Source organism: Kitasatospora sp. NPDC023120 (assembly GCF_055560835.1).
Genome location: NZ_JBVHHY010000011.1, coordinates 137,843 through 161,375, shown reverse-complemented (window position 1 = coordinate 161,375; position 23,533 = coordinate 137,843). Strand labels below are relative to the sequence as shown.

At 74.2% G+C, this 23,533-nt stretch carries 16 protein-coding genes, 2 tRNA genes and 1 pseudogene; 15 read left to right on the top strand and 4 right to left on the bottom strand.

The features are described from left to right. The first annotated feature begins 26 nt into the window (after positions 1–26). From argB to cobA, 13 genes are all read left to right on the top strand, one after another. Positions 27–902, top strand: coding sequence for an acetylglutamate kinase (gene argB / locus ACZ3TI_RS18305; RefSeq protein WP_465727438.1), 876 nt, complete (start codon positions 27–29; stop codon positions 900–902). Then, positions 899–2,104 carry an acetylornithine transaminase gene (locus ACZ3TI_RS18300; RefSeq protein ID WP_465727228.1) on the top strand — a complete coding sequence of 402 codons (1,206 nt, stop codon included), beginning with the start codon at positions 899–901 and terminating at the stop codon, positions 2,102–2,104. The genes argB and ACZ3TI_RS18300 overlap by 4 nt, the downstream gene beginning before the upstream one ends. A gap of 23 nt (positions 2,105–2,127) precedes the next feature. Then, positions 2,128–2,676 (top strand): arginine repressor, encoded by a 549-nt coding sequence (locus tag ACZ3TI_RS18295; RefSeq protein ID WP_049652068.1) that lies wholly within the window; start codon positions 2,128–2,130, stop codon positions 2,674–2,676. 116 nt (positions 2,677–2,792) lie between these two features. After that, complete coding sequence (argH, locus tag ACZ3TI_RS18290; RefSeq protein ID WP_465727227.1) at positions 2,793–4,217, top strand: argininosuccinate lyase; 1,425 nt, start codon at positions 2,793–2,795, stop codon at positions 4,215–4,217. A 108-nt stretch (positions 4,218–4,325) separates the two neighbouring features. Continuing rightward, positions 4,326–4,583 (top strand): hypothetical protein, encoded by a 258-nt coding sequence (locus ACZ3TI_RS18285; RefSeq protein ID WP_465727226.1) that lies wholly within the window; start codon positions 4,326–4,328, stop codon positions 4,581–4,583. Between the two features lie 264 nt (positions 4,584–4,847). Beyond that, positions 4,848–5,348, top strand: a complete 501-nt coding sequence (locus tag ACZ3TI_RS18280; RefSeq protein WP_465727225.1) for a GNAT family N-acetyltransferase — start codon at positions 4,848–4,850, stop codon at positions 5,346–5,348. A gap of 551 nt (positions 5,349–5,899) precedes the next feature. Then, a complete protein-coding gene (locus ACZ3TI_RS18275) occupies positions 5,900–6,925 on the top strand; it encodes a methionine ABC transporter ATP-binding protein (RefSeq protein ID WP_465727224.1) in 1,026 nt (341 codons plus the stop codon). Next, positions 6,922–7,671: a methionine ABC transporter permease gene (locus tag ACZ3TI_RS18270; RefSeq protein ID WP_465727223.1), complete on the top strand. Its 750-nt coding sequence runs from the start codon at positions 6,922–6,924 to the stop codon at positions 7,669–7,671. Before ACZ3TI_RS18275 ends, ACZ3TI_RS18270 begins: the two co-directional genes overlap by 4 nt. A gap of 57 nt (positions 7,672–7,728) precedes the next feature. Beyond that, entirely contained in the window at positions 7,729–8,553 is an 825-nt protein-coding gene (locus ACZ3TI_RS18265; RefSeq protein WP_465727222.1) for a MetQ/NlpA family ABC transporter substrate-binding protein, read from the top strand. A gap of 195 nt (positions 8,554–8,748) precedes the next feature. Next, entirely contained in the window at positions 8,749–9,384 is a 636-nt protein-coding gene (locus ACZ3TI_RS18260) for a GNAT family N-acetyltransferase (protein WP_465727221.1), read from the top strand. Between the two features lie 188 nt (positions 9,385–9,572). After that, complete coding sequence (gene cbiE / locus ACZ3TI_RS18255; RefSeq protein WP_465727220.1) at positions 9,573–10,829, top strand: precorrin-6y C5,15-methyltransferase (decarboxylating) subunit CbiE; 1,257 nt, start codon at positions 9,573–9,575, stop codon at positions 10,827–10,829. A gap of 502 nt (positions 10,830–11,331) precedes the next feature. After that, entirely contained in the window at positions 11,332–15,186 is a 3,855-nt protein-coding gene (gene cobT, locus ACZ3TI_RS18250) for a nicotinate-nucleotide--dimethylbenzimidazole phosphoribosyltransferase (protein ID WP_465727219.1), read from the top strand. Between the two features lie 113 nt (positions 15,187–15,299). Then, on the top strand, positions 15,300–16,547 hold the full coding sequence (cobA, locus tag ACZ3TI_RS18245) for a uroporphyrinogen-III C-methyltransferase (RefSeq protein WP_465727218.1): 1,248 nt from the start codon (positions 15,300–15,302) through the stop codon (positions 16,545–16,547). Between the two features lie 39 nt (positions 16,548–16,586). Here cobA and ACZ3TI_RS18240 read toward each other — a convergent pair whose 3' ends face one another. Continuing rightward, positions 16,587–19,328, bottom strand: coding sequence for a SpoIIE family protein phosphatase (locus tag ACZ3TI_RS18240; RefSeq protein ID WP_465727217.1), 2,742 nt, complete (start codon positions 19,326–19,328; stop codon positions 16,587–16,589). 88 nt (positions 19,329–19,416) lie between these two features. On the opposite strand from ACZ3TI_RS18240, the gene ACZ3TI_RS18235 reads away from it, so the two are divergent. Further along, positions 19,417–20,223 (top strand): TrmH family RNA methyltransferase, encoded by an 807-nt coding sequence (locus tag ACZ3TI_RS18235; protein ID WP_465727216.1) that lies wholly within the window; start codon positions 19,417–19,419, stop codon positions 20,221–20,223. 871 nt (positions 20,224–21,094) lie between these two features. Here the strand turns inward: ACZ3TI_RS18235 and ACZ3TI_RS18230 are convergent. Beyond that, a pseudogene (locus ACZ3TI_RS18230) lies at positions 21,095–22,429 on the bottom strand (serine/threonine-protein kinase); the annotation flags it as partial. Between the two features lie 406 nt (positions 22,430–22,835). On the opposite strand from ACZ3TI_RS18230, the gene ACZ3TI_RS18225 reads away from it, so the two are divergent. Next, positions 22,836–23,039: a hypothetical protein gene (locus ACZ3TI_RS18225; protein WP_465727215.1), complete on the top strand. Its 204-nt coding sequence runs from the start codon at positions 22,836–22,838 to the stop codon at positions 23,037–23,039. A 286-nt stretch (positions 23,040–23,325) separates the two neighbouring features. Here ACZ3TI_RS18225 and ACZ3TI_RS18220 read toward each other — a convergent pair. Both ACZ3TI_RS18220 and ACZ3TI_RS18215 read right to left on the bottom strand, forming a co-directional pair. Continuing rightward, positions 23,326–23,397: transfer RNA gene (locus ACZ3TI_RS18220), tRNA-Val, on the bottom strand. A 41-nt stretch (positions 23,398–23,438) separates the two neighbouring features. Next, a tRNA-Val gene (locus ACZ3TI_RS18215) sits at positions 23,439–23,510 on the bottom strand. Between the last annotated feature and the right edge of the window lie 23 nt (positions 23,511–23,533).

Sequence of the window (23,533 nt, the reverse complement as noted above, 5' to 3'; positions counted from 1 at the left end):
GCAACAACACCGCGTTGCCCAAGGCCATGACGCTGATCGAGGCGCTGCCGTGGCTGGAGCGCTTCCACGGCAAGACCGTCGTGATCAAGTTCGGCGGCAACGCCATGGTGGACGACGAGCTCAAGGCGGCGTTCGCCCAGGACGTCGTCTTCCTCCGGTACGCCGGACTGCACCCCGTCGTGGTGCACGGCGGCGGCCCGCAGATCAGCGCCCAACTGGACAAGCTCGGCCTGGAGTCCAGCTTCACCAACGGCCTGCGGGTCACCACGCCCGAGACCATGGACGTGGTCCGGATGGTGCTGGCCGGGCAGGTGCAGCGCGAACTCGTCGGCCTGCTCAACGGACACGGCCCCTTCGCCGTCGGCATGACCGGCGAGGACGCGCACACCATGACGGCGGTCAAGCGCTACGCGGTCGTGGACGGCGAGCAGGTGGACATCGGCCTGGTCGGCGACATCGTCAACATCGAGGCCGGCGCGGTGAAGGCGCTGATCGCGGACGGGCGGATCCCGGTCATCTCCTCGATCGCGCGCGGCGCCGACAACCACGTCTACAACATCAACGCCGACACCGCCGCCGCGGCCCTCGCGGTCGCGCTCGGCGCCGAGATGCTGGTCGTCCTCACCGACGTCGAGGGCCTCTACAAGGACTGGCCGAACTCCGACGACGTGATCAGCCAGCTCAACGCGAGCGAGCTGGAGGAGCTGCTGCCCGGCCTGGCCACCGGCATGCTCCCCAAGATGGAGGGCTGCCTGCGCGCCGTCCGCTCCGGCGTGGGCACCGCCCGCGTCCTGGACGGCCGGGTGCCGCACAGCCTGCTGCTGGAGATCTTCACCGACGAGGGCATCGGCACGATGGTCGTGCCCGACGACGAGCCGACCGTGACCGGGGGACTGGCATGACGCACAACGAGCAGCTCACCGAGCGGTGGCAGCACAGCTTCACCGACAACTACGGCACCCCCCGCATCCCGCTGGTGCGCGGTGGGGGCAGCAAACTGTGGGACGCCGACGGCAAGGAGTACACCGACCTGCTCGGCGGCATCGCCGTCAACGCGCTCGGCACCGCCCACCCTGCCGTCGTCGAGGCGGTCTCCCGGCAGATCGCCACCCTCGGCCACGTCTCCAACCTCTTCATGGCCGAGCCCACCATCGCCCTCGCCGAGCGGCTGCTGCAGCTGGACGGCCGGGCCGGCGGGCGGGTGTTCTTCTGCAACTCCGGCGCCGAGGCCAACGAGGCCGCCTTCAAGATCAGCCGACGGACCGGCCGCACCCACCTCGTCGCCCTCCAGGGCGCCTTCCACGGCCGGACCATGGGCGCCCTCGCGCTCACCGGCCAGCCCGCCAAGCAGGACCCGTTCCGCCCGCTGCCCGGCGACGTCACGCACGTCCCCTTCGGCGACGTCGAGGCGCTGCGCGCGGCCGTCACCACCGAGACCGCAGCCGTCTTCCTGGAGCCGATCCAGGGCGAGAACGGCGCGATCCCGCTGCCGGACGGCTACCTCAAGGCGGCTCGCGAGATCACCAGGGCCACCGGAACCCTGCTCGTCCTGGACGAGATCCAGACCGGTGTCGGCCGCACCGGCCACTGGTACGCGCACCAGGCCTTCGAGGGCATCGAGCCGGACGTCGTCACGCTGGCCAAGGCACTCGGCGGCGGACTGCCGATGGGCGCCGTCCTCGCCTTCGGACCGGCCGCCGAACTGCTCACCCCGGGCCAGCACGGCACCACCTTCGGCGGCAACCCGGTGGCTGCCGCGGCCGGGCTCGCGGTGCTGGACACCATCGAGTCCGAGGGCCTGCTGGAGCACGTCCGCAAGCTGGGCGAGCGGCTGCGGCACGGCGTCGAGGCGATCGGCGACCCGCTGGTCTCGCACGTGCGCGGGGCGGGACTGCTGCTCGGCATCGTGCTCACCGAGCCGGTCTCGGGCAAGGTCCAGGCCGCCGCGCAGGAGGCCGGCTTCCTGGTCAACGCGGCCGTTCCGGACGCCGTCCGGCTCGCCCCGCCGCTCGTCCTGACCGAACAGGAGGCGGACGCCTTCCTCGCAGCCCTGCCGGGCATCCTCCGGGCGGTGCGCGAGAGCGCCCCGGCCGATGCGAGCTGACCGCCGTCCGGGAGAATAATCACATGACCGCTTCCCACTCCGGCCCGTCCGCCGCAGGCCCGACGCCGCAGGTCCCGCAGACCCGCACCGCGCGCCACCGGCGGATCGTGGACCTGCTCACCCGCCAGCCCGTGCGTTCGCAGAGCCAGCTCGCCAAGCTGCTCGCCGACGACGGACTCGTGGTCACCCAGGCCACGCTCTCCCGGGACCTGGACGAGCTGGGCGCGGTCAAGATCCGCAACCGGGACGGCGCGCTGATCTACGCCGTCCCGGCCGAGGGCGGCGACCGCACCCCGCGCGCGCCGATGGGGGAGTCGGCCAGCGAGGGCCGGATGGCCAGGCTGGCCGGCGAGCTGATGGTCTCCGCGACGGCCTCCGGCAACCTGGTCGTGCTGCGCACCCCGCCGGGCGCCGCCCAGTTCCTGGCCTCGGCGATCGACCAGGCGGAGGTGTTCGAGATCATCGGCACCATCGCCGGGGACGACACCGTCCTGCTGATCAGCCGCGACCCGGCGGGTGGCCAGGCTCTCGCCGACCACCTCATGCAACTCGCCCAGGCGAAGGCGCAGTAGCGCCGCACACCCGCAACCCCCGGCCGACGGATCCCACTCGGCCGGGGTTTCGCGTTTCATACGCCATCGTGCATACTTATGCCATCCGCTGCACATGTGTGAGAAGGAGCCACGCGATGACCGCCCAGCAGTCCTCCGACGTCCGCCTCTGGGGCGCGCGCTTCGCCGACGGCCCGTCCGAGGCGCTGGCCAAGCTCTCCGCCTCGGTCCACTTCGACTGGCGCCTCGCGCCGTACGACATCGCCGGCTCCAAGGCCCACGCCCGGGTCCTGCACAAGGCGGGCCTGCTCTCCGACGAGGAGCTGGCCGGCATGCTGGCCGGCCTCGACCGGCTGCTCGCCGACGTCGAGGCGGGCACCTTCACCGGCACCGTCGCCGACGAGGACGTCCACACCGCCCTGGAGCGCGGCCTGCTGGAGCGCCTCGGCGCCGAGCTCGGCGGCAAGCTCCGGGCCGGGCGCTCGCGCAACGACCAGATCGCCACCCTGTTCCGGATGTACCTGCGGGACCACGCGAAGACCATCGGCGGCCTGCTCCTCGACCTCCAGCAGGCCCTGGTCGGCCTCGCCGAGGCACACCCGGACACCGCCATGCCGGGCCGCACCCACCTCCAGCACGCCCAGCCGGTGCTCTTCGCCCACCACGTCCTCGCGCACGTGCAGGCCCTCGGCCGGGACGCCGAGCGGCTGCGCCAGTGGGACGCCCGCACCGCCGTCTCGCCGTACGGCTCCGGGGCGCTGGCCGGCTCCTCGCTCGGCCTCGACCCGCAGGCCGTCGCCGCCGACCTCGGCTTCGAGGGCGGCTCGGTCGGCAACTCCATCGACGGCACCGCCTCGCGCGACTTCGTCGCCGAGTTCGCCTTCGTGACCGCGATGATCGGGATCAACCTCTCCCGGATCGCGGAGGAGGTGATCATCTGGAACACCAAGGAGTTCGGCTTCATCACCCTGCACGACGCCTTCTCCACCGGCTCCTCGATCATGCCGCAGAAGAAGAACCCGGACATCGCCGAGCTCGCCCGCGGCAAGTCCGGCCGCCTGATCGGCAACCTGACCGGCCTGCTGGCCACCCTCAAGGCGCTGCCGCTGGCCTACAACCGGGACCTCCAGGAGGACAAGGAGCCGGTCTTCGACTCCTGCGACACGCTGGAGGTGCTGCTGCCCGCGTTCACCGGGATGATGGCCACCCTCACCGTGCACCGGGAGCGGCTGGAGGAGCTCGCCCCGGCCGGCTTCTCGCTCGCCACCGACATCGCCGAGTGGCTGGTCAAGCAGGGCGTGCCGTTCCGGGTCGCGCACGAGGTGGCCGGAGCCTGCGTCAAGGTCTGCGAGGCCGAGGGCATCGAGCTGTCCGACCTGACGGACGAGCAGTTCGCGGCGATCTCCGAGCACCTGACGCCGGAGGTCCGCTCGGTGCTCAGCGTGCACGGCGCCATCGCCGCCCGCAGCGGGCGCGGCGGCACCGCCCCCTCCGCGGTCGCGGTCCAGCTCGCCGAGGTGAAGGCGGACCTGGCACGGCAGCAGGAGTGGATCCAGGCCTGACGGAAGGTCGGGCAGGGGAGGGGCGCGGCGGTCCGACCGGCGCGCCCCTCCGGCGTCCGCGCCTCGGCCCGGGCGTAACCGGCCCCGCCCCGGGGCGTCATGCACGGTGTGCGCACCACCCTTCCGGTCGTCCCCTCCGCCGAGGACGTCTACCTCGCCGAACGCCGCCGCCGCGTGGTCCGCGAGACCGTCGCCGCCCTGCCCGGCCGCTGCCCGCAACTGATCGCCGCCCTCGCCGAGGACCCGCCGCCGACCTACCGCGAGCTCTCCGAGCGCCTCGGCATGCCCCGCGGCTCCATCGGCCCCACCCGCTCCCGCTGCCTCGCCTGCCTGCGCACCCTGCTCCACGCGGAGCGGTACCCGTGAGACGCGCGGGGTGACCGCGGGCCCCAGTGACCCTTCCCCGCCCGGGTGGCCCCCGCGCCTCGCGCTCCCTCCTCCGTCCCCAGCACCCCCTCCCGCCCGGGCGTGACCCTCGCCACGTCCGGGCGCGCGAAGGTTGATTGAAGCTGACACCCGGGTAGAGCGCTGGCGAACGCAGCTCTTGACGGTGGCGCGATCGCTCGGATACTGAGCGTGAGCGCGCCACCCTCTGCGCGCCGGGCACGACGACTGGGGAGGCCCCTCCACATGGGCATGAGCGTGATCATCTCGGCCGCGGAGGCCGAGGATGCGGAGCAGATCCTCAAGCTCCAGTACCTCGGCTACCAGCCCGAGGCCGAGCTGTACGGCGACTGGGCCATCGAGCCCCTGACACAGAGTCTGGAGAGCCTGCGCGCCGAACTGACCGAGCAGCACTTCCTGGTCGCCCGGCTGGGTGACGAGGTGGTGGGCACCGTCCGCGGCCACGTCGGTGCCGACGGCGTGGGCCGGATAGGGCGTCTGGTCGTCCACCCTCGGATGCAGCGCCACGGCCTCGGCGGCCGCCTGCTGGAGGCACTGGAGCGCCGCCTCGCCGAGAACGCCGCATTGTCCGCGTACAGCCTGTTCACCGGTCACCGCAGCCTCGGCAACCTGCGCCTGTACGCCCGCCAGGGTTACCGGCAGACCCGGGTCGAGCAGGTCACCAGCCGGCTGAGCCTCGTCCACCTGGAGAAGCCCGTCAGCACGCCGCTCGCCGCGACGGCCTGAGCCCGCCACCCCGCACCCGCCCCTCGGCGCCGCCACCATCCGGACGATCCGGCGGCGGCGCCGAGCCGTATCTCCGCAGGTCACAGCGGTCTTCGTCCGCATTGCGGACAGCTGTGCGAAATAATTGGGCGTACCCGGAGCCATCTGTTTTACTGGCTCACATGACTGCGACGACGAACTGGACCCCCACCGGCACGCTGCCGGCAGGTGAGCGTGCCATGTGTCGTCGAATGTGTCACTGCTGAGGGCCACCGCCCCCGGCACCCCTCCTCGGGTGCCTCCCCCTCGCGCCCCGAAGCGAGACTCCGGCGCCGCTCCCGCCCGTGCGAGCGCGCCCATCCTCCCGGAACCCCTCCCTTTGCCGTGCCCGCCCACCCGCGGGCTCCGGTGACTCGTAAGGGCCACGCCGTCGCGCGGCCCGGCCGTCCGGCGGCCACGATCAAGGGGTGGTCGGTCCGGATCCCCCTGGCGACGCGCCGTAAGACACCGCCGACCGCACACCGGTCGGGCGGTCGATCCACGCCGCCCGCCCCCGACCCACGGAAGTCGCTGTGATCACCACCACGGACCTCACGAAGGTCTACCGCTCCCGAGGCCGCGAGGTGACCGCCCTCGCCGGTGTCGACCTGCACGTCCGCCCGGGCGAGGTCTACGGAGTCGTCGGCACCAGCGGTGCCGGCAAGTCCACCCTCATCCGCTGCGTGAACATGCTGGAGCGCCCGACCTCCGGCACCGTCACCGTGGACGGGCTCGAACTCACCGCGCTGTCCGGCGGGGAGAACCGCGCGGGACGGGAGCTGCGCGAGGCGCGTCGCCGGATCGGCATGGTCTTCCAGCACTTCAACCTGCTGTCCTCGCGGACGGTCCAGCAGAACGTCGAACTCCCGCTGGAGATCATCGGCCTGGACCGCACCCAGCGCCGCCGCAAGGCCGCCGAGCTGCTCGACCTGGTCGGCCTCGGCGACAAGGCCCGCAGCTACCCCAACCAGCTCTCCGGCGGCCAGAAGCAGCGCGTGGGCATCGCCCGCGCCCTGGCCGGCGACCCCAAGGTGCTGCTCTCCGACGAGGCCACCTCGGCGCTCGACCCGGAGACCACCCGCTCGATCCTCAAGCTGCTGCGCGACCTCAACCAGCAGCTCGGCCTCACCGTCCTGCTGATCACCCACGAGATGGACGTCATCAAGTCCGTCTGCGACTCCGCCGCCCTGATGCGCGGCGGCCGGGTGGTCGAGTCCGGCGAGCTCACCGACCTGCTGGCCGAGCCCGGCTCCGAACTGGCCCGCGAGCTGTTCCCGCTCAGCGAGTTCGGCACCGGACACCCCGGCTCCACCGTGCTGGAGATCACCTTCCAGGGCGACACCTCGGCCCAGCCGTTCGTCTCCCAGCTGGCCCGCACCTACCAGATCGACATCAACATCCTCGGCGCCGCCGTGGAGACCATCGCCGGCCGGATGGTCGGACGGATGCGGGTCGAGCTGTCCGGCGGCCACCAGGACAACGTGGTGCCGATCGGCTACCTGCGCGAGCAGGGCCTGCAGGTGGACGTGATCGGCGCGGCGAACGGAGCGGTGGCATGACCTGGGACCAGATGTGGGCCCTGATGGGGCCGGCCACGCAGGAGACCTTCCAGATGGTCGGCGTCTCCGCGTTCTTCACCGTGCTGCTCGGCCTGCCGCTGGGTGTCCTGCTGGTGCTCACCGACACGGGCGGACTGCTCGCCAACCGGGCGGTCAACAAGGCCATCGGCATCGTGGTGAACATCGCCCGCTCGGTGCCGTTCATCATCCTGATGATCGCGCTGATCTCCTTCACCCGCTGGCTGGTCGGCACCTCGATCGGCTGGCAGGCGGCGACCGTGCCGCTGACCATCGGCGCCATCCCGTTCTTCGCCCGCCTGGTCGAGACCTCCCTGCGCGAGGTCGACCGCGGCCTGGTCGAGGCGGTCCAGTCGATGGGCGGCAGCACCTGGACGATCGTCCGCAAGACCCTGCTGCCCGAGGCGCTGCCCGGCATCGTGGCCTCCGTCACCACCACCGTCATCACGCTGATCAGCTACTCCGCGATGGCCGGCACCGTCGGCGGCGGCGGCCTCGGCACCCTTGCCGTCAACTACGGCTACCAGCGCTTCGAGACCGCGTTCATGTGGGTCATCGTCGCCGAGCTGGTGATCATCGTCACCGCCGTCCAGCTGATCGGCGACTTCGCCGTCCGCCGCCTCTCCCACCGCGGCCGCACCGGCGGCCGCACCCGCCTGCTGGGCCGCGGCACGTCCGGCCCGACGGCTCCCGGCAGGGCCCCCGACGAGGACCTCGTCGCCTCCTAGACCTCCCTCGTCCGACTCCGGACGCGGCTCCCCGCATCACGCAGAAAGGCACTTTTCGTGCGCAACGCCCTGAAGTTCACCAGCGCCCTGGCCACCGCCGGCCTCGCCCTCTCCCTCGCCGCCTGCGGCAGCTCGGGCTCCTCCTCCTCGGACCCGAACGCGCCGCTCAAGGTCGTCGCCAGCCCCACCCCGCACGGGCAGATCCTCAAGTTCGTCAAGGACAACCTCGCGGACAAGGCGGGCCTCAAGCTCGACATCAAGGAGGTCACCGACTACGTGACCCCCAACACGGCGGTGCAGGACGGTTCGGCCGACGCCAACTACTTCCAGCACGTCCCGTACCTGGAGGACTTCAACAAGAAGCACGGCACGACCGTCGTGTCGGTCGAGACCGTGCACCTGGAGCCGCTGGGCCTCTACTCCAAGAAGGTCAAGGCGATCACCGACCTGCCGGACGGCGCCACCATCGGCCTGCCCAACGACGCCACCAACGAGGGCCGCGCGCTCAAGCTGCTCGCCGACAACAAGCTGATCACCCTCAAGGAGGGCGTCACCACCACCGCCACCCCGGCGGACGTGACCGGCAACCCGAAGAACCTGAAGTGGAAGGAGCTGGAGGCCGCCCAGCTGCCCCGCTCGGTCTCCGACCTCGACGCCGCCGTCATCAACGGCAACTACGCGCTCGACTCCGGCCTGAAGCCGGCCACCGACGCGCTGGTGCTGGAGAAGGCCGAGGGCAACCCGTACGCCAACATCCTCGCCGTCAAGAAGGGCAAGGAGGACGACCCGCGGGTCAAGAAGCTCGCCGAGCTGCTGCACTCCGACGAGGTCAAGAAGTACATCAACGACACCTTCCAGGGCTCGGTCATCCCGGCCTTCTGATCCGTCGTACGCGAAGCTCCGCGACGACCGGGCCCCCGCCGCACCTCGGCGGGGGCCCGGTCGGGCAGTATGCACCAGGGACGCCCCGGGCAAAGGCGTTCTGACGTACCGTCGTGCGCGCGGCGCACCGCGTGATACCCGGAGTGCGACGGAGGCGTACGGTGTTGTGTTCACGACCCGGCGAGGAGAGACGGCATGGCAGCGAGCTTCCCCGAGACCGCCATCAGCACCGAACGGCTGCTGCTGCGTCCCCTTGCGGAGGACGACGCCCCGGGCCTCGCCACGATGATGGCCGACGACCTCGTCCTCGCCTGGACCGACCTCCCGCACCCCTTCACCGAGGCGTACGCGGCCGAACTCGCCCGCACCCTGGCCGCCGCCCACCGGGCCGCCGGGCGCGGCATCGTCTTCGCCGCCACCGAGCACCTGACCCAGCGCCTGGTCGGCCTGGTCGAGTTGCGCAACACCGACTGGCGGCTGCGCAGCACCGAGATCTCCTACGTCACCGCCTCCTGGGCGCGCGGCGAGGGTTACGCGCCGGAGGCCGTCCTCGGCGTCGCCCAGTGGCTGTTCGAGGACCGTGGCTTCCTGCGGCTGGAGATGCGCACCGCCGCCGGGAACACCGCCGCCCAGCAGGTCGCCGGGAAGATCGGTGCCATCAGCGAGGGCGTGCTGCGCAGCGCCTGGATAGTGCGCGGCGAGTCCGGCGAGGTCGTCGAGGAGAGCCGCAGCGACCTCATCCTGTGGAGCCTGCTTCCGGAGGACCTGGAGTCGCCCGAACTGCACCGCGACGGCTGGCACGGCGACCACCGCTACGTGCTGCGCGACTGACCCGGGCGTGCCGGACGCGCCCGACCGGACCCCCGCCGGCCACCCGCCCGTCACGGACATGTGTACGGGATGTCCGGCCCCTGCGGGATCACACCCGGTAGCCTCTGACCGGCGCCGCACCGCGCTGCACGACGACACACCGAGCGGCGCACCGAGTGGCGCACCGAGTCGAGGGAGAACGGCCGCAGATGGCTGACCGGATCACGGTCATCGGGTGGGACGGCACGCCGCTGACCGAGGCCGCCGGTGCGGCCCTCGCCGCAGCGACCCTGGTGGCCGGAGCCCCCTACCAACTGAGCGCCCTCCCGGTGCCGGACGCCGCCGAGCGGATCACCCTCGGCGACATCCGGCAGGCCGCCCGCCGGATCGCCGAACACCGCGGCGCCGCCGTCGTGGTCGCCGAGGGCGACCCGGGCTTCTTCGGCGTGGTGCGCACCCTGCGCCGCCCCGAGTACGGCCTCGAACTCGAAGTCCTGCCCGCCGTCTCCTCCGTGGCCACCGCCTTCGCCCGGGCCGGCATGCCCTGGGAGGACTCCCAGGTGGTCAGCGCCCACGGCGGCCGGCTGCGCCGCGCGGCCAACATCTGCCGGGCCCACCCCAAGGTCGCGGTGCTCACCGCCCCGGGCGCCGGGCCCGCCGAACTCGCCCTGATGCTGCGCGGGGTGCACCGGACCTTCGTGGTCTGCGAGGCCCTCGGCACCCCGGAGGAGGACGTCACCGTGCTCACCTCCGACCGGATCGCCGACCACGTGTGGCGCGACCCGAACGTGGTGCTGGTGATCGGCGGCGCCGCCCAGGCCGCCGCGGTGGACCAGGCGGCCGGCTGGCTCGCCGGGCGCCCGGTTGGCTACCCCGGCGCGGAGCGCGGCTGGGCGCTCCCCGGGGACGCCTACGCGGGTGCCGGGCGCACGGGTGGTGAAACGGGCGCGTCGGACACGCTCCCCGCGCACGTCCGCGCCCTGGTGCTGGCCCGTCTGGGTGCACGTCCGGGCGACCTGGTCTGGTCGGTCGGAGCGGGCAGCGGCGCCCTCGCGGTGGAGGCGGCCCGGTTCGGCGCTGCCGTGGTCGCGGTCGAGGGCTCCCGCTCGGCCTGCGCCCGGCTGACCGTCAACGCCCGCCGGTACGGCGTCGAGGTGGAGGCCGTGTACGGGAGCGGTCCCGAGGTGCTGGGCGGCCTGCCGGAGCCGGACGCGGCGGTGGTGGAGTCCGGCGGGCCGGACGTGGTGCGCGCCGTGCTGGCCCGCAAGCCGGAGCGGTTCGTCGCGCTGCCCCGGACCTTCGCCGAGGCGGAGGAGGTCCGCCAGGCGATCGCCGAGGCCGGCTACCGGGCGGACGGCGCGCTGCTCCAGTCCACCCCGCTGCGGTCCGCGGGGGAGGGCGGTGCACTGGAGCTGGGGGCCGGCGGAACCGGCGCGCTGGTGCTCTGGGGTGAGCAGATCGTGTGAAGGCCTGGGGCGTGCGCCGGGGGCGCCCGGTGGCCCGGGCGGTGGCGCGCGCGTGGCCCGGACGGTGATCCAGGTCGCATCCGGACACCGATTCGAGAGGTGACCGCGCCGGGCCGGTAGTGTGACGTCCTGGGCGGCTGCGGCGGTACGCGACCCACCCGATTCGGTCGGTTTGTCACCTTTTTGACGTGATGCAACCAGCTTCCGCTCGGAGTGTGGGCAATTCGACGGACCTCGTGCCGGACCTGGAGAATGCCGTAGGGTCCGGTGCGGTCGTGCCGGTTGCTCCGGGTTGTCGTTGTTTCAGACGATGTGCCGCCCCGTGTGGGCGGTGCGCCGGGCCGGGGTGCCGCAGCGCGCCGGAAGGACTCGGGCCGCAGCGCTTCGGCGCGGCGGCCGCGTGTGGTTGAGGGGCGGGTCGGTGCAGACCCGTGCGGATGGGCGCTGCGATCGGTGATCGTGTCGCCAAGGGCGCGGCAGCGGCCTGGAAGGAGCTTTGACAATGACCGATGGCGGCCACGTCCCGGGCGAGGGACTGCCGGAGCACCTGCACGCCGGGCCCGACCCGCTCGGCGGACCGGAGGGCGTCGCGGGCGTTGCACCCCTGCAGGGCGTCGCGACCGACGGCGGCATGATCCCGAACCCGGCGGCCCCGATCGGCGGCCTGCCCGGCGGGATGCCGCCGGGCGCGGGCGTCATCCCGCCGCAGGGCCAGTCCGGTTACGCCGTTCCCGGCGAGGGCTGGGCCGTCGACCAGAGCGCCCCGCGCCCGGCCTTCCACTTCCTCGACCAGCCCGACACACCGGACGGCCTGGACGACGAGGACGACGTGCTGCTCATGCCCGGCCCGCAGGGCTCCTGGGGCGAGCCGGCCGCCCCGGCCGAGCAGATGCCGCTCGCGCCGCAGCAGGACGGCCTGCCGGTCGAGCCGTCCTGGCCGCCGGTGGACCCGCCGGTGCCCGGCGCCGAGCACGCCCAGCAGCAGCCCGTCCAGATGCAGCCGCAGGCGCAGCAGCCGATGACGCAGGCTCAGCAGCCGCGCCGCCCGCTGCACGCCGGCCCGCCGATCCCGGACCCGTCTCTGATGACCGGCCAGGTCCCGGTCCGCTCGCTGGCCGACCGCGGCCCGTCGCAGGGCGGCACGCCCGCCCACGGCATCCCGGTCGTCGGCACGCCCGCGCACGGCATCCCGGTGGTCGGCATGCCGCCGGTGGCCGAGGCCGCCGCCCAGGCTCCGCTCGCCGCGCCGCAGGGCGTTCCGACGGCGCCGGTGCCGCCGGTCGTTCCGCTGGTCCCGGGCGCTCCGATGGCTCCGGGCGCTCCGGTGGCGGAGGGTCAGCAGCCGCTGCCGCAGGACGTCCAGCAGGTGGTGCAGGTGCCGCTGGCCTCGCAGCCGGTCGAGGCCGTGCTGGCCGTCGAGACGGTCGGGGCGATCGAAGTGGTCGAGGTCGTCGAGATGCCGGAGGCCGCTCAGGGCTTCCAGGGCGCTGAGCCCGCCGAGGCCGTGGCGGCGCCCGGGGCCCCGGCGGAGACCGTGGCCGTCGCGCCGCAGGCCGTCGTGGCCGAGCCGGTTCCGGCGGAGGCCGCCCAGACGGTGGCCGAGGCCCCTGTCGCGCCCGTTGCGGTCGAGTCGGTCGCTGTCGAGTCGGTCGCTGTCGAGACCGTCGCTGTCGAGGGCGCTGCCGTCGACGCTGCCGCCGTCGACGCCGGCGCTGTCTCCGCCGAGCAGGCCGAGGCCGCCCCGGCCGGTCAGCCGCGCCGGATCTCCGCCTTCCTCGCCGCGCCCACCCCGCACGGCCTGCCCAAGGTCGAGGCGGCCGAGCAGGCCCCGGTGGCCGGGGAGGCGCCGCAGCAGCCCGCGCCCATAGCGGCCGCCGACGCGCCGCACGTCGAGGCCGCCCAGACCGCTCCCGCCGTCGAGGCCGTCCAGGACGCCGTGCCCGCCGAGGCCGTGCCTGCTGAGACCGTGCCCGTCGAGGCCGTCGCCGAGCCGGTCGCCGAGACCGCCGCGGGCACCGGTGAGATGCCGTCCGGCCAGGCCGTCAACGAGCCCGCCGCCGAGACCGCGCAGGCCGAGGCTCCCGCGGAGGCCCCCGCCGAGCCGGTCGCCGAGCAGCCTCAGGCCCAGGCCGAGGTTCCGGCCGAGGCCGTCGCCGAGCCGGTCACCGAGGCGGCGCAGCCCGCCGAAGCCGTCGCTCAGGAGGCCGAGCAGCAGCCCGCTGCCGAGGCCGCCGAGTCCGTGCCCGCCGAGGCCGTCGCCGAGAACGCTACGGAGAACGGCGCCGAGGCCGCGCAGGCCGAGCCGGTCACCGAGCAGCCCCAGGCCCCGGCCGAGCCCGCCGCCGACGCCGTCGCCGCGCCCGCGGAGCCGACCGCTGCCGAAGCCGCGGAGCCGGCCCAGGAGCAGGCCCCCGAGGCCCCCGCCGCCGAGGAGCCGCAGGCCGAGCAGCCCGCCGCTGCGGAGCCGGTCGCTGTCGAGGCCGCCGAGCCGGCCCAGGAGCAGGCCCCCGAAGCCTCCGCCGCCGAAACCCCGGAGGCCGCCGAGGCCCCCGAGGCCGTCGCCGCCGAGGAGCCGCAGCCCGAGGAGCCCGCCGAGCCGCGCGGCCCCGCCGCCCCCGGCTACGACGAGGCCGGCCGCGAGGCCGTCCACCAGGTGATCCGCGAGCGCCGCGACATCCGCAACGGCTTCCGCCCGGACCCGATCCCGCACGAGGTGCTGATCCGGGTCCTGGAGGCCGCCCACACCGCGCCCAGCGTCGGCTACTCGCAGCCCTGGGACTTCGTGGTGATCCGCTCGGGCAAGACCCGCAAGCGGATGCACGCCCTGGCCGAGCGCCAGCGCGAGGCGTACGCGGACTCGCTGCCCAAGGGCCGGGCCAAGCAGTTCAAGGAAATCAAGATCGAGGCCATCCTCGAGACCCCGGTCAACATTGTGGTGACCGCCGACCGCACCCGCGGCGGCCGGCACACCCTCGGCCGGCACACCCAGCCGCAGATGGCCCCGTACTCGGCCGCCCTGGCGGTCGAGAACCTCTGGCTGGCCGCCCGCGCCGAGGGCCTGGGCGTCGGCTGGGTGAGCTTCTTCGACGACGAGGAGCTGGTCCGCGAGCTCGGCCTGCCCGAGCACCTGGAGGTCGTCGCCTACCTGTGCGTCGGCTTCGTCGACTCCTTCCCGGACGAGCCCGAGCTGGAGCAGCAGGGCTGGGCGAAGAAGCGCCCGCTGTCCTGGGTCGTCCACGAGGAGCAGTACGGCAACCGCGCGCTGCCCGGCGAGGAGCCGCAGAGCCTGCTCGCCGACACCCTGCGCGGCATCCGCCCGCTGGACGCCAAGGCGCTCGGCGAGGCCTGGGACCGGCAGAAGCGGATGACCAAGCCGGCCGGCTCGCTCGGCATGCTGGAGATCATCTCCGCCCAGCTGTGCGGCCTGTCCCGCAAGTGCCCGCCGCCGATCCCGGAGCCCGCCTGCGTGGCGATCTTCGCCGCTGACCACGGCGTGCACGCCCAGGGCGTCAGCCCGTGGCCGCAGGAGGTGACCGCCCAGATGGTCGGCAACTTCCTGGCCGGGGGAGCGGTGATCAACTCCTTCGCCAAGCAGATCGGCACCGAGGTCTGCGTGGTCGACGTCGGCGTCGCCGCCGAGCTGCCGGACGCCGTCCAGCAGGGCCGCGCCACCGGTCTGCTGCCGCGCAAGGTCCGCCCCGGCACCGCCGACATGACCCAGGGCCCCGCCATGACGCGGGAAGAGGTGCTGAAGGCCGTCGAGGTCGGCATCGAGACCGCCCGCGACCTGGTCGCGGCGGGCAACAAGGCGCTGGTCACCGGCGACATGGGCATCGCCAACACCACCGCCTCGGCCGCCCTGATCTCGGTGTTCACCGGCCTCGACCCGGCCGAGGTCACCGGCCGCGGCACCGGCATCGACGACGAGACCCACGCCCGCAAGATCGAGGTCATCCGCGCCGCGCTGGCCCTGCACCAGCCCGACCCGAACGACCCGGTCGGCGTCCTCGCCGCCGTAGGCGGCCTGGAGCACGCCGCCATCGCCGGCTTCCTGCTGGGCGCCGCCTCGCTGCGCACCCCGGTCGTGCTGGACGGTGTCATCGCCGGTTCGGCCGCACTGGCCGCCAAGGCGATCGCCCCCGAGGTACTGGCCGCCTGCATCGCCGGCCACCGCTCCGCCGAGCCCGGCCACCAGGCCGCGCTGGCGAAGCTCGGCCTGCGTCCGCTGATCGACCTGGACCTGCGGCTCGGCGAGGGCACCGGTGCCCTGCTGGCCCTGCCGCTGGTGCAGAGCGCGGCCCGGGCGATGCACGATGTAGCCACCTTCGACTCCGCCGGGGTCACCGAGAAGGCCTGACGCACACCTCGTCACCGCTCCGCGGACCGGCCCGAGGGCGCGCCGGCCCGCGGAGCGGTGTCTCGCCGTACCGTCCCCACACCTCACCCCACCCCCGATCAGGAGCAGCGCCGATGACCGCGCCCACCCCGCACCCGAGCACCGAGGGCCGCACCCCCTACCCGGTCGGCCTGCTGCTGGCCGGCCGCCGCGTCGTCGTGGTCGGCGGTGGCCAGGTCGCCCAGCGGCGGCTGCCCGCCCTGATCGCCACCGGGGCCGACCTGCACCTGATATCCCCGGACACCACCCCGGCCGTCCAGGCGATGGCCGACGCCGGCGAGCTCACCTGGCACGCCCGTCCGTACCAGGACGGCGACCTCGCCGACGCCTGGTACGTCCTGGTTGCCACCGACGACCCGGCCGTCAACGCGGCCGTCAGCGCCGAGGCCGAGCGCGGCCGGGTGTTCTGCTCCCGCAGCGACGACGCCTCCGCCGCCACCGCCTGGACCCCGGCCAGCGGCCGCGACGCGGGCGCCACCGTCGCCGTCCTCACCGGCGACCCGCGCCACTCCGCCGCCCTGCGCGACGCCATCGTGGACGGCCTGCGGGACGGCTCGCTGGCCGCCCGCCAGTTCCGCTCGCACGGCGCCGGCGTCGCCCTGGTCGGCGGGGGCCCCGGCGACCCGGACCTGATCACGGTGCGCGGCCGCCGCCTGCTCGCCGACGCCGACGTGGTGGTCGCCGACCGCCTCGCCCCGCGCGAGCTGCTCGCCGAGCTGCCCGAGCACGTCGAGGTGATCGACGCCTCCAAGATCCCGTACGGCCGGTTCATGGCCCAGGAGGCGATCAACCGCACCCTGATCGAGCACGCCAAGGCCGGCAAGTTCGTGGTCCGGCTCAAGGGCGGTGACCCGTACGTCTTCGGACGCGGCGGCGAGGAACTGCTGGCCTGCGCCGAGGCCGGCCTCCCGGTCACCGTCGTGCCCGGGATCTCCAGCTCGATCAGCGTCCCCGCCTCGGCCGGTGTCCCGGTCACCCACCGCGGCATGACGCACGAGTTCACCGTGATCTCCGGCCACGTCGGCCCGGACGACGAGCGCTCGCTGACCAACTGGGAGGCCGCCGCGAAGATGAGCGGCACCCTGGTGCTGCTGATGGCCGTGGACAAGATCGGCGCGATCGCCGCCCGGCTGGTCGAGCACGGCCGCCCGGCGGACACCCCGGTCGCGATCGTCCAGGAGGGCACCACCGCCGCCCAGCGCCGGGTGGACGCCACCCTGGGCACCGTCGCCGCGGTGGTCGAGGCGGAGGGCGTCAAGCCCCCGGCGGTCATCGTCATCGGCGACGTCGTCAACGTCCTGGCCGCCGCGTTCCAGCGCTAGGCCCTCACGGGGGAGTGGGAAGTCGGCCCGGCCGACCTCCTACTCCAGCGGCTGCTCCGTCCAGATGACCTTCCCGGTCGCCGTGTAGCGCGTCCCCCAGCGGTCCGCGAACTGCGCGACCAGGAACAGACCGCGCCCGCCCTCGTCCTCGGTCGCCGCGTACCGCAGGTGCGGCGAGGTGCTGCTGCCGTCCGACACCTCGCAGATCAGCGCGCGGTCCCGCAGCAGCCGCACCCGGATCGGCCCCGAGCCGTACCGGATCGCGTTGGTCACCAGCTCGCTCAGGATCAGCTCGGTGACGAACGCGTCCTCCTCCAGTCCCCAGGACTCCAGCCGCCGCGCCACGTCCGCCCGGACGGCACCCACCGCCGCCGGGTCGGACGGCACGTCCCACTCCGCCACCTGGTCCGGCGACAGCACCCTGGTCTGCGCCACCAGCAGCGCGATGTCGTCCAGCGGGTGCGCCGGCAGCATCGCCCCGAGCACGTCCGCACAGGTCTGCTCGGGCGTGCGCGGCGGGCCGGCCAGCGCCGAGCGCAGCAGCTCCAGCCCCTCGTCGATGTCCCGGTCGCGGTCCTCCACCAGCCCGTCCGTGTACAACACCAGCCGGCTGCCCTCCGCCAGCTCCAGCTCGGCGGTCTCGAACGGCAGCACCGCCAGGCCCAGCGGCGGCCCGGTCGGCAGCTCGGGGAACACCACCCCGCCCTGCGGGTCCACCACGGCCGGCGGCGGGTGCCCGGCGGTGGCCAGCGTGCAGCGCCGCGACACCGGGTCGTAGATCGCGTACAGGCAGGTCGCCCCGGTCAGCCCGGCGCTCTCGCCGCCCGCCGCCTCGTCCTGGTCGATCCGGTTCACCAGGTCGTCCAGGTGCCCCAGCAGCTCGTCGGGCGGCAGGTCCAGGGTCGAGAAGTTGTGGATCGCGGTGCGCAGCCGGCCCATCGTCGCCGCCGCGTGCAGCCCGTGCCCGACCACGTCCCCGACCACCAGCGCCACCCGCGCGCCCGGCAGCGGGATCACGTCGAACCAGTCCCCGCCCACCCCGGCCTGGGCCGGCAGGTAGCGGTGCGCCACCTCCAGCGCGTTCTGGGCGGGCAGGCTGCGCGGCAGCAGGCTGTGCTGCAGCGTCACCGCCATCGCGTGCTCGCGGGTGTAGCGGCGGGCGTTGTCGATGCACACCGCCGCGTGCGCCACCAGCTCCTCGGCCAGCGCCAGGTCGTCCACCTCGAACGGCTCCGCCCGCTGCGCCCGCCAGAACCGGGCCACCCCCAGCAGCACCCCGCGCGCCCGCAGCGGCACCCGCACCAGCGAGTGCACCCCGTACGCCAGCGCCCGGGCCGCCCCCTCGGGATCCTGATCCCGCCACTCCGAGGCCTCGGACAGGCGAGGCTCCAGGCCCGGCTCCCCGCTGTTCAGCGCCCCGGCCAGCGGGGTCGAGGGCACCACCTCCAGCACGGTGTCGACCGGGTAGAACGGCGCGTCGTCCCGGACCGCGGCGTACGCCGCCCGCCGCATCCGTCCCAGCACCACGCCCGGCGGCGGCTCCTCGCCCGCCAGGACCTGCTCCGCGAGGTCCACCGTGACGAAGTCCGCGAACCGCGGCACCGCGACCTGCGCCAGCTCCTCCGCCGTCCGCGTCACGTCCAGCGTGCTGCCCACCGTCACCCCGGCGTCGTACAGCAGCCGCAGCCGCCGCTGCGCGCGCTCGGCCCGGCCGGACAGCGCCAGCAGCTCGGTGGAGTCGCGCAGCGTGGCGACGCAGCCGGGCGGGCCGCCGTCCTGGTCGGTCAGCCGGACGTTCACCGCCAGCAGCCGCTCCCCGGCCAGCACCACCTCGTCGGTCACCTGGCGGTTGGCGGTCAGCAGCTCCAGCGGCGCCTGCTCCAGGCCCAGCTCGGCGACCGGGCGGCCCTCGGCGTCCGGCGGCAGGTCCAGCAGCCGGCGCGCCTCGTCGTTGCAGAGCAGCAGCCGCCCGTCCCCGCCGACGATCATGACGCCCTCGCGCACCGCGTGCAGCACCGCCGCGTGGTGCTCGTACATCCGCGTCATCTCGACCGGGCCCAGCCCGTGCGTCTGGCGCCGCAGCCGACGGCTGATCAGCGCGCTGCCGAGCGTGGCCAGCCCGATCGCGCCCGCCGTCGCGCCCAGCACCACCGGCAGCTGACGCTGGCTCGCCGTGCTGACGTTCGCAAGCGTGACGCCCGCGGACACCAGCCCGACCACCTGGCCGTCCGGCGCGTACACCGGGACGATCGCCTGCACCAGCGGGCCGAGCGTGCCCGTGATGTGCTCGGTCACCACCTGCCCGTGCAGTGCGGGCTGGTAGTCGCCGACGAACTTCTGGCCGATCCGGGCCGGGTTCGGGTGGGTGTAGCGGATGCCCTGGTTGTTGAGGACGACGATGAAGTCCACGCCCGAGGAGACCCGCGCGGACTGCGCCTTCGGCTGCAGGATCGCGGTCGGGTCGGGGGAGCGGAGCGCGTCGACCATGCCGGGCGAGTTCGCGAAGGTCTGGGCGACGGCCACCGACCGGTTGCGCGCCTCGTTGTCGGCGTCGTTGCGCGACTGCACGACCAGGGCCACCACGGCCGCCGCCGCCAGCAGCAGCACGACCAGGATCTGCAGCGCGAACACCTGCCCGGCCACCGACCGGTGCCACACCGGTCTCGCCCGCTTCGCGCGCGGCAGCTGTGGCCGACCATGTGGGCGCCCACCGGAGGAGCCGGCGGAGCCAGTGGCGCCAGAGGCCGACGGAGCCCAGGATCGGCCCGGATAACGGGCCATACGGTCATATTTGCACTCCGGCTAGCCGGGGACCACCCCGCTCCGTGACCGTTTGGCCTTCCCCGCCCCGGCTTGGCAAGATCGCAGGGTGTCCGAACCCAGCACCATCACCGACCCGGCCGACCCGCGCCTCGCCGACTACACCGGCCTCACCGACGTCGAACTGCGCCGCCGCCGCGAACCCGCCGAGGGCCTGTTCATCGCCGAGGGGGAGAAGGTCATCCGCCGCGCCCTCGCCGCCGGCTACCGGATGCGGTCGATGTTGCTCACCGCCAAGTGGCTGGACGTGATGGCCGACGTCATCGCCGAGGCCGACGCCCCGGTCCACGTGGTCGAGCCCGCACTCGCCGAAGCCGTCACCGGCTACCACGTCCACCGCGGCGCCCTCGCCTCGATGGAGCGCAAGCCCCTCCCGGACGCCGCCGACCTCCTCGCCGGAGCCCGCCGCGTCGCCGTCCTCGAAGGCCTGGTCGACCACACCAACCTCGGCGCGATCTTCCGCAGCGCCGCCGCCCTCGGCATGGACGCCGTCCTGCTCTCGCCCGACTGCGCCGACCCGCTCTACCGGCGCGCCGTCAAGGTCTCCATGGGCGCCGTCTTCGCGGTCCCGTACGCCCGTCTCGACCCCTGGCCCGCCGCGCTCGACACCGTCCGCGACGCCGGCTTCACCCTGCTCGCCCTCACCCCCGCCGACAACGCCGTCGACCTCGCCACCCTCAGCCCGCACCGCCTCCCCAAGGCCGCCCTCATGCTCGGCGCCGAAGGCGACGGCCTCACCCCCCACGCCATCGCCGCCGCCCACCACCCCGTCCGCATCCCGATGGCCCACGGCATCGACTCCCTCAACGTCGGCGCCGCCGCAGCCGTGGCCTTCTACGCCGTCACCACCCCCTGACCAGCAGCCCCCCACGAGAAGGCGGCCCGCCCGATTTCTCGTGGGCCCCACCCGCCGGCACTTCCCCCGCACCAAGCGCGCCACCAGGAGTCGGCCAGCCCGACTTCCCACGCACGCAGCTCAGAGCCGGCCGCCCGGCATTTCCCTGCCGGTTACGGTGCTCGCCGGGCTCGGCGGTTCCCTGCTTCGTGCGGTCGCACCCTGCGACCGGGCCGTTCCGCACGAGAAGTCGGCCGACCCGACTTCCTGTGCCTCCGCCCGGTCAGCCCGCCGGGGACGTCGGGGGTGCCGGGGCGGCGGCGGGGGGTGGGGTGGCGCCGCTGGGGGCGCCGGGCCAGGACTCGTCGAGGGTGCCGTCGGCCCGGACGGTGTAGCGGGTGGAGGTGGTCGCGCCGGTGGTGGCGACGCGCTCCTCGCGGACGACCGCGCTGCCGTCCAGCCGCCAGGCCGCCGTGGCCTGCGGGTCCGCCGCCGAGGTGCGGGAGGTGGTGGCGACCGGGGCGTCCCCGGCGAAGGTGTAGAACTGGACGAGGTCGACCGGCGCCGAGCCCTCCACCCGCCGAAGGACCACGACCGCGGCCGGCAGGCCCTTGTACCGGGCCGGCAGCACCGCGCTCAGCGCGACCTGCGGTCCGGCTCCGACCGAGTGCCCGTCCTTCAGCGTGATGGCCGGCCCGCCCACCCCGTCGGGGTAGCTGCGGTTCGGCCAGTCGACCGCCGGCACCGGCCCCTGCGGGGCGGCCAGGTTGCCGTCCGCCGCGCCGCCGCGCGCCGCCGCCGGGAGCGGGGTGGCCGAGGCCTGCGGGGCGACGTCCACCGATGTGTCCGGCACGGCCAGTTCGCCGCCCCGGCCACCGCCGACCGCCCCGCCGCCGGCGTTCGCGACCGTCCCGGTCGGCGGCTTCAGCCCCTGGCTGTCCCGGTTCTCGCACCCCTGCGCCGCCGCGATGGCGAGCGCGACCCCGATCGTCACCGTGACGAAGACCACCAGCCGCTGCCGCAGCAGCCGCTGCCGCGCCGTGCCGGGTCGCCCGCCGGGGGCGGGGGTGTGCTGGCGGTCCCGGGGGCGCATCCGGTCGCGGGGGCCGGGCCGGGCCGGGGGAGGCGTCTGCGGACGGTCCGGGCGCTGCCGCAGCGGACGGGTCACGGGCGTCGGCTCGGGCTGGCGGAGCGGTGCGGCCGCCCCCGGCGGGCGACGCCCCGGGGCACCCGCCGCCTGCGCACCCGGACGGCCCGCCGCCGCCCGGGCCCGCGCCGCGGCGGGCGGCTCGGGCGAGCGCCCGGGCGCCGGAACACCCTGTCGGGCACCGTCCTGCGGGGCGGGAGCAGCCGTGCCCCGCCCCGGTCTGGCCGCGCGCGCAGCCCCGCCGGGGGCACCCGCCGCCGCACCGCGCGCCGCCAGCTCGCTGAGCCGCTCGTGCAGCGCGGCCGCGCCGGGCCGCTCGGCGGGCTCTTTGGCCAGGCAGGCCCGGATCAGCGGCGCCAGCTGCGGCGGTACCGCCGACAGGTCGGGCTCCTCGTGGACGACCCGGTACAGCATCACCTCGGAGGACGCCCCCGACCCGAACGGGGTGTCCCCGGTGAGCGCGTACGCGAGGGTGGCTCCGAAGGCGAAGACGTCGGTGGCCGGGGTGACGGCGGCCCCGCGCACCTGCTCGGGCGCAAGGAAGCCGGGGGAGCCGACCGCCGTGCCGACGTGGGTGAGCGTGCTGGCGCCGCGCGACCAGGCGATGCCGAAGTCGATGATCCGCGGCCCCCGCGGCGAGAGCAGGATGTTGGAGGGCTTGAGGTCGCGGTGGACCACCCCGGCCTCGTGCACCTTGACCAGCCCGTCGGCGAGCGAGGCCCCGATCCGGGCCGCCTCGGGCCAGCTCAGCGGTCCCTCGTCGCCGACCCGCTTGTACAGCGAGGGCCCGGGGACGTACGCGGTGGCGAGCCAGGGCCGGTCGGCCTCGATGTCCGAGCCGACCACGCGGGCGGTGCAGCCGCCCCGGATCCGGGAGGCGGCGGCGATCTCGCGGGCGAAGCGGGTGCGGAACTCCTGGTCCTCGGCGAGCTCGGCGCGGATCAGCTTGAGCGCGACGCGCTGCCCGCGGCGGTCGGAGCCGAGGTAGACCACGCCCATGCCGCCGGCGCCCAGTCGCCGGTGCAGGCGGTACGGCCCGACGATGCGGGGGTCCTCACGCCTCAGCCGCATCATCGCCATGTTCCGTTCCCCGTCAGCCCGTGGGTGAGGCCCCGTCGGTTGGGGCATCGTCAGTTCCTGTCTGGCACAGCTTACGGACTGCCCGCTGCGGTGTGCTGATACGCAACACCTCGAGCCACCGTGCGATTGTCCGATCTTGCGCTGACCTGCAGGTCACAGGGGTGCCGGATCGTTTCTCGGGGTTGCCTCTCAGGGTTCCCTCGGGGGTCGGCTCAGCCTTCCCTCCCCCTGCGGTAGTAGGCCTCGAGTCCGGGCGTCATCCTCCGGGACGTCCGAGGAACAGTACGACGGCATGACGTTCGCGGGGCCCCCTCACCAATAGCGTTGTGCCCAGCGGTGGACGGGGAGCTCGTCCCCCGAGGTAAGCCGTCCACCGCGCCAACTCGACCGGATCAGGAGCAAGGGCATGGCACCGCAGCTCACGGGAACCCCCCGCCGCCGTCGGCCGGCCTTCTTCCAGTCCCGGTCCACCACCGAGCAGCCCACCCGGCACCCCGCGGTGGCGCTGGCCATGGCCCTGCCGTGTGCCGTGCTCCTGGTACTGCTCTTCGGCGGATGGGATCAGATGGCGACCCAGGCCCAGGCCGTCGCCGATCTGATCGGCCGCTGAGGAGCACCGGAGAAGGACGCCGTCCCACAGGGGCGGCCACAGTACGGGCATCGGTCCCCTGGGGACGGGGAGCGGTGCCGCCGGGGAGAGCCGCCGCGATACACCGCGGACGGGCGAGAGCGGCGCGCAGAGCACCCCGGCAGGCGGAGATGCCGCGTACGGACGTCGGTGAGGGCGTTCGTGCGCGGCTCTTCACTTTCCCGGATACCGGCGATTTCCCGGACGCCGGCGAACGCAAAAGGGCCGGGGCCGCGACCCTTACGGATCGCGGCCCCGGCCGTTACTGTGCGCGATACTGGGATTGAACCAGTGACCCCTACCGTGTCAAGGTAGTGCTCTCCCGCTGAGCTAATCGCGCCTGGTGAGGCGGTCTTGCAGCAGACCCCGGAGGGCCCGACGTGCGCGATACTGGGATTGAACCAGTGACCCCTACCGTGTCAAGGTAGTGCTCTCCCGCTGAGCTAATCGCGCCTGGTGAGGCGGTCTTGCAGCAG

What these genes read in the sequence shown, in the direction of transcription:
- argB (WP_465727438.1), top strand. Translation starts at nt 27, where the DNA reads ATGACGCTGATCGAGGCGCTGCCGTGGCTGGAGCGCTTCCACGGCAAG.
- ACZ3TI_RS18300 (WP_465727228.1), top strand. Translation starts at nt 899, where the DNA reads ATGACGCACAACGAGCAGCTCACCGAGCGGTGGCAGCACAGCTTCACC.
- ACZ3TI_RS18295 (WP_049652068.1), top strand. Translation starts at nt 2,128, where the DNA reads ATGACCGCTTCCCACTCCGGCCCGTCCGCCGCAGGCCCGACGCCGCAG.
- argH (WP_465727227.1), top strand. Translation starts at nt 2,793, where the DNA reads ATGACCGCCCAGCAGTCCTCCGACGTCCGCCTCTGGGGCGCGCGCTTC.
- ACZ3TI_RS18280 (WP_465727225.1), top strand. Translation starts at nt 4,848, where the DNA reads ATGGGCATGAGCGTGATCATCTCGGCCGCGGAGGCCGAGGATGCGGAG.
- ACZ3TI_RS18270 (WP_465727223.1), top strand. Translation starts at nt 6,922, where the DNA reads ATGACCTGGGACCAGATGTGGGCCCTGATGGGGCCGGCCACGCAGGAG.
- ACZ3TI_RS18260 (WP_465727221.1), top strand. Translation starts at nt 8,749, where the DNA reads ATGGCAGCGAGCTTCCCCGAGACCGCCATCAGCACCGAACGGCTGCTG.
- cbiE (WP_465727220.1), top strand. Translation starts at nt 9,573, where the DNA reads ATGGCTGACCGGATCACGGTCATCGGGTGGGACGGCACGCCGCTGACC.
- cobT (WP_465727219.1), top strand. Translation starts at nt 11,332, where the DNA reads ATGACCGATGGCGGCCACGTCCCGGGCGAGGGACTGCCGGAGCACCTG.
- cobA (WP_465727218.1), top strand. Translation starts at nt 15,300, where the DNA reads ATGACCGCGCCCACCCCGCACCCGAGCACCGAGGGCCGCACCCCCTAC.
- ACZ3TI_RS18240 (WP_465727217.1), bottom strand. Translation starts at nt 19,328, where the DNA reads ATGGCCCGTTATCCGGGCCGATCCTGGGCTCCGTCGGCCTCTGGCGCC.
- ACZ3TI_RS18225 (WP_465727215.1), top strand. Translation starts at nt 22,836, where the DNA reads ATGGCACCGCAGCTCACGGGAACCCCCCGCCGCCGTCGGCCGGCCTTC.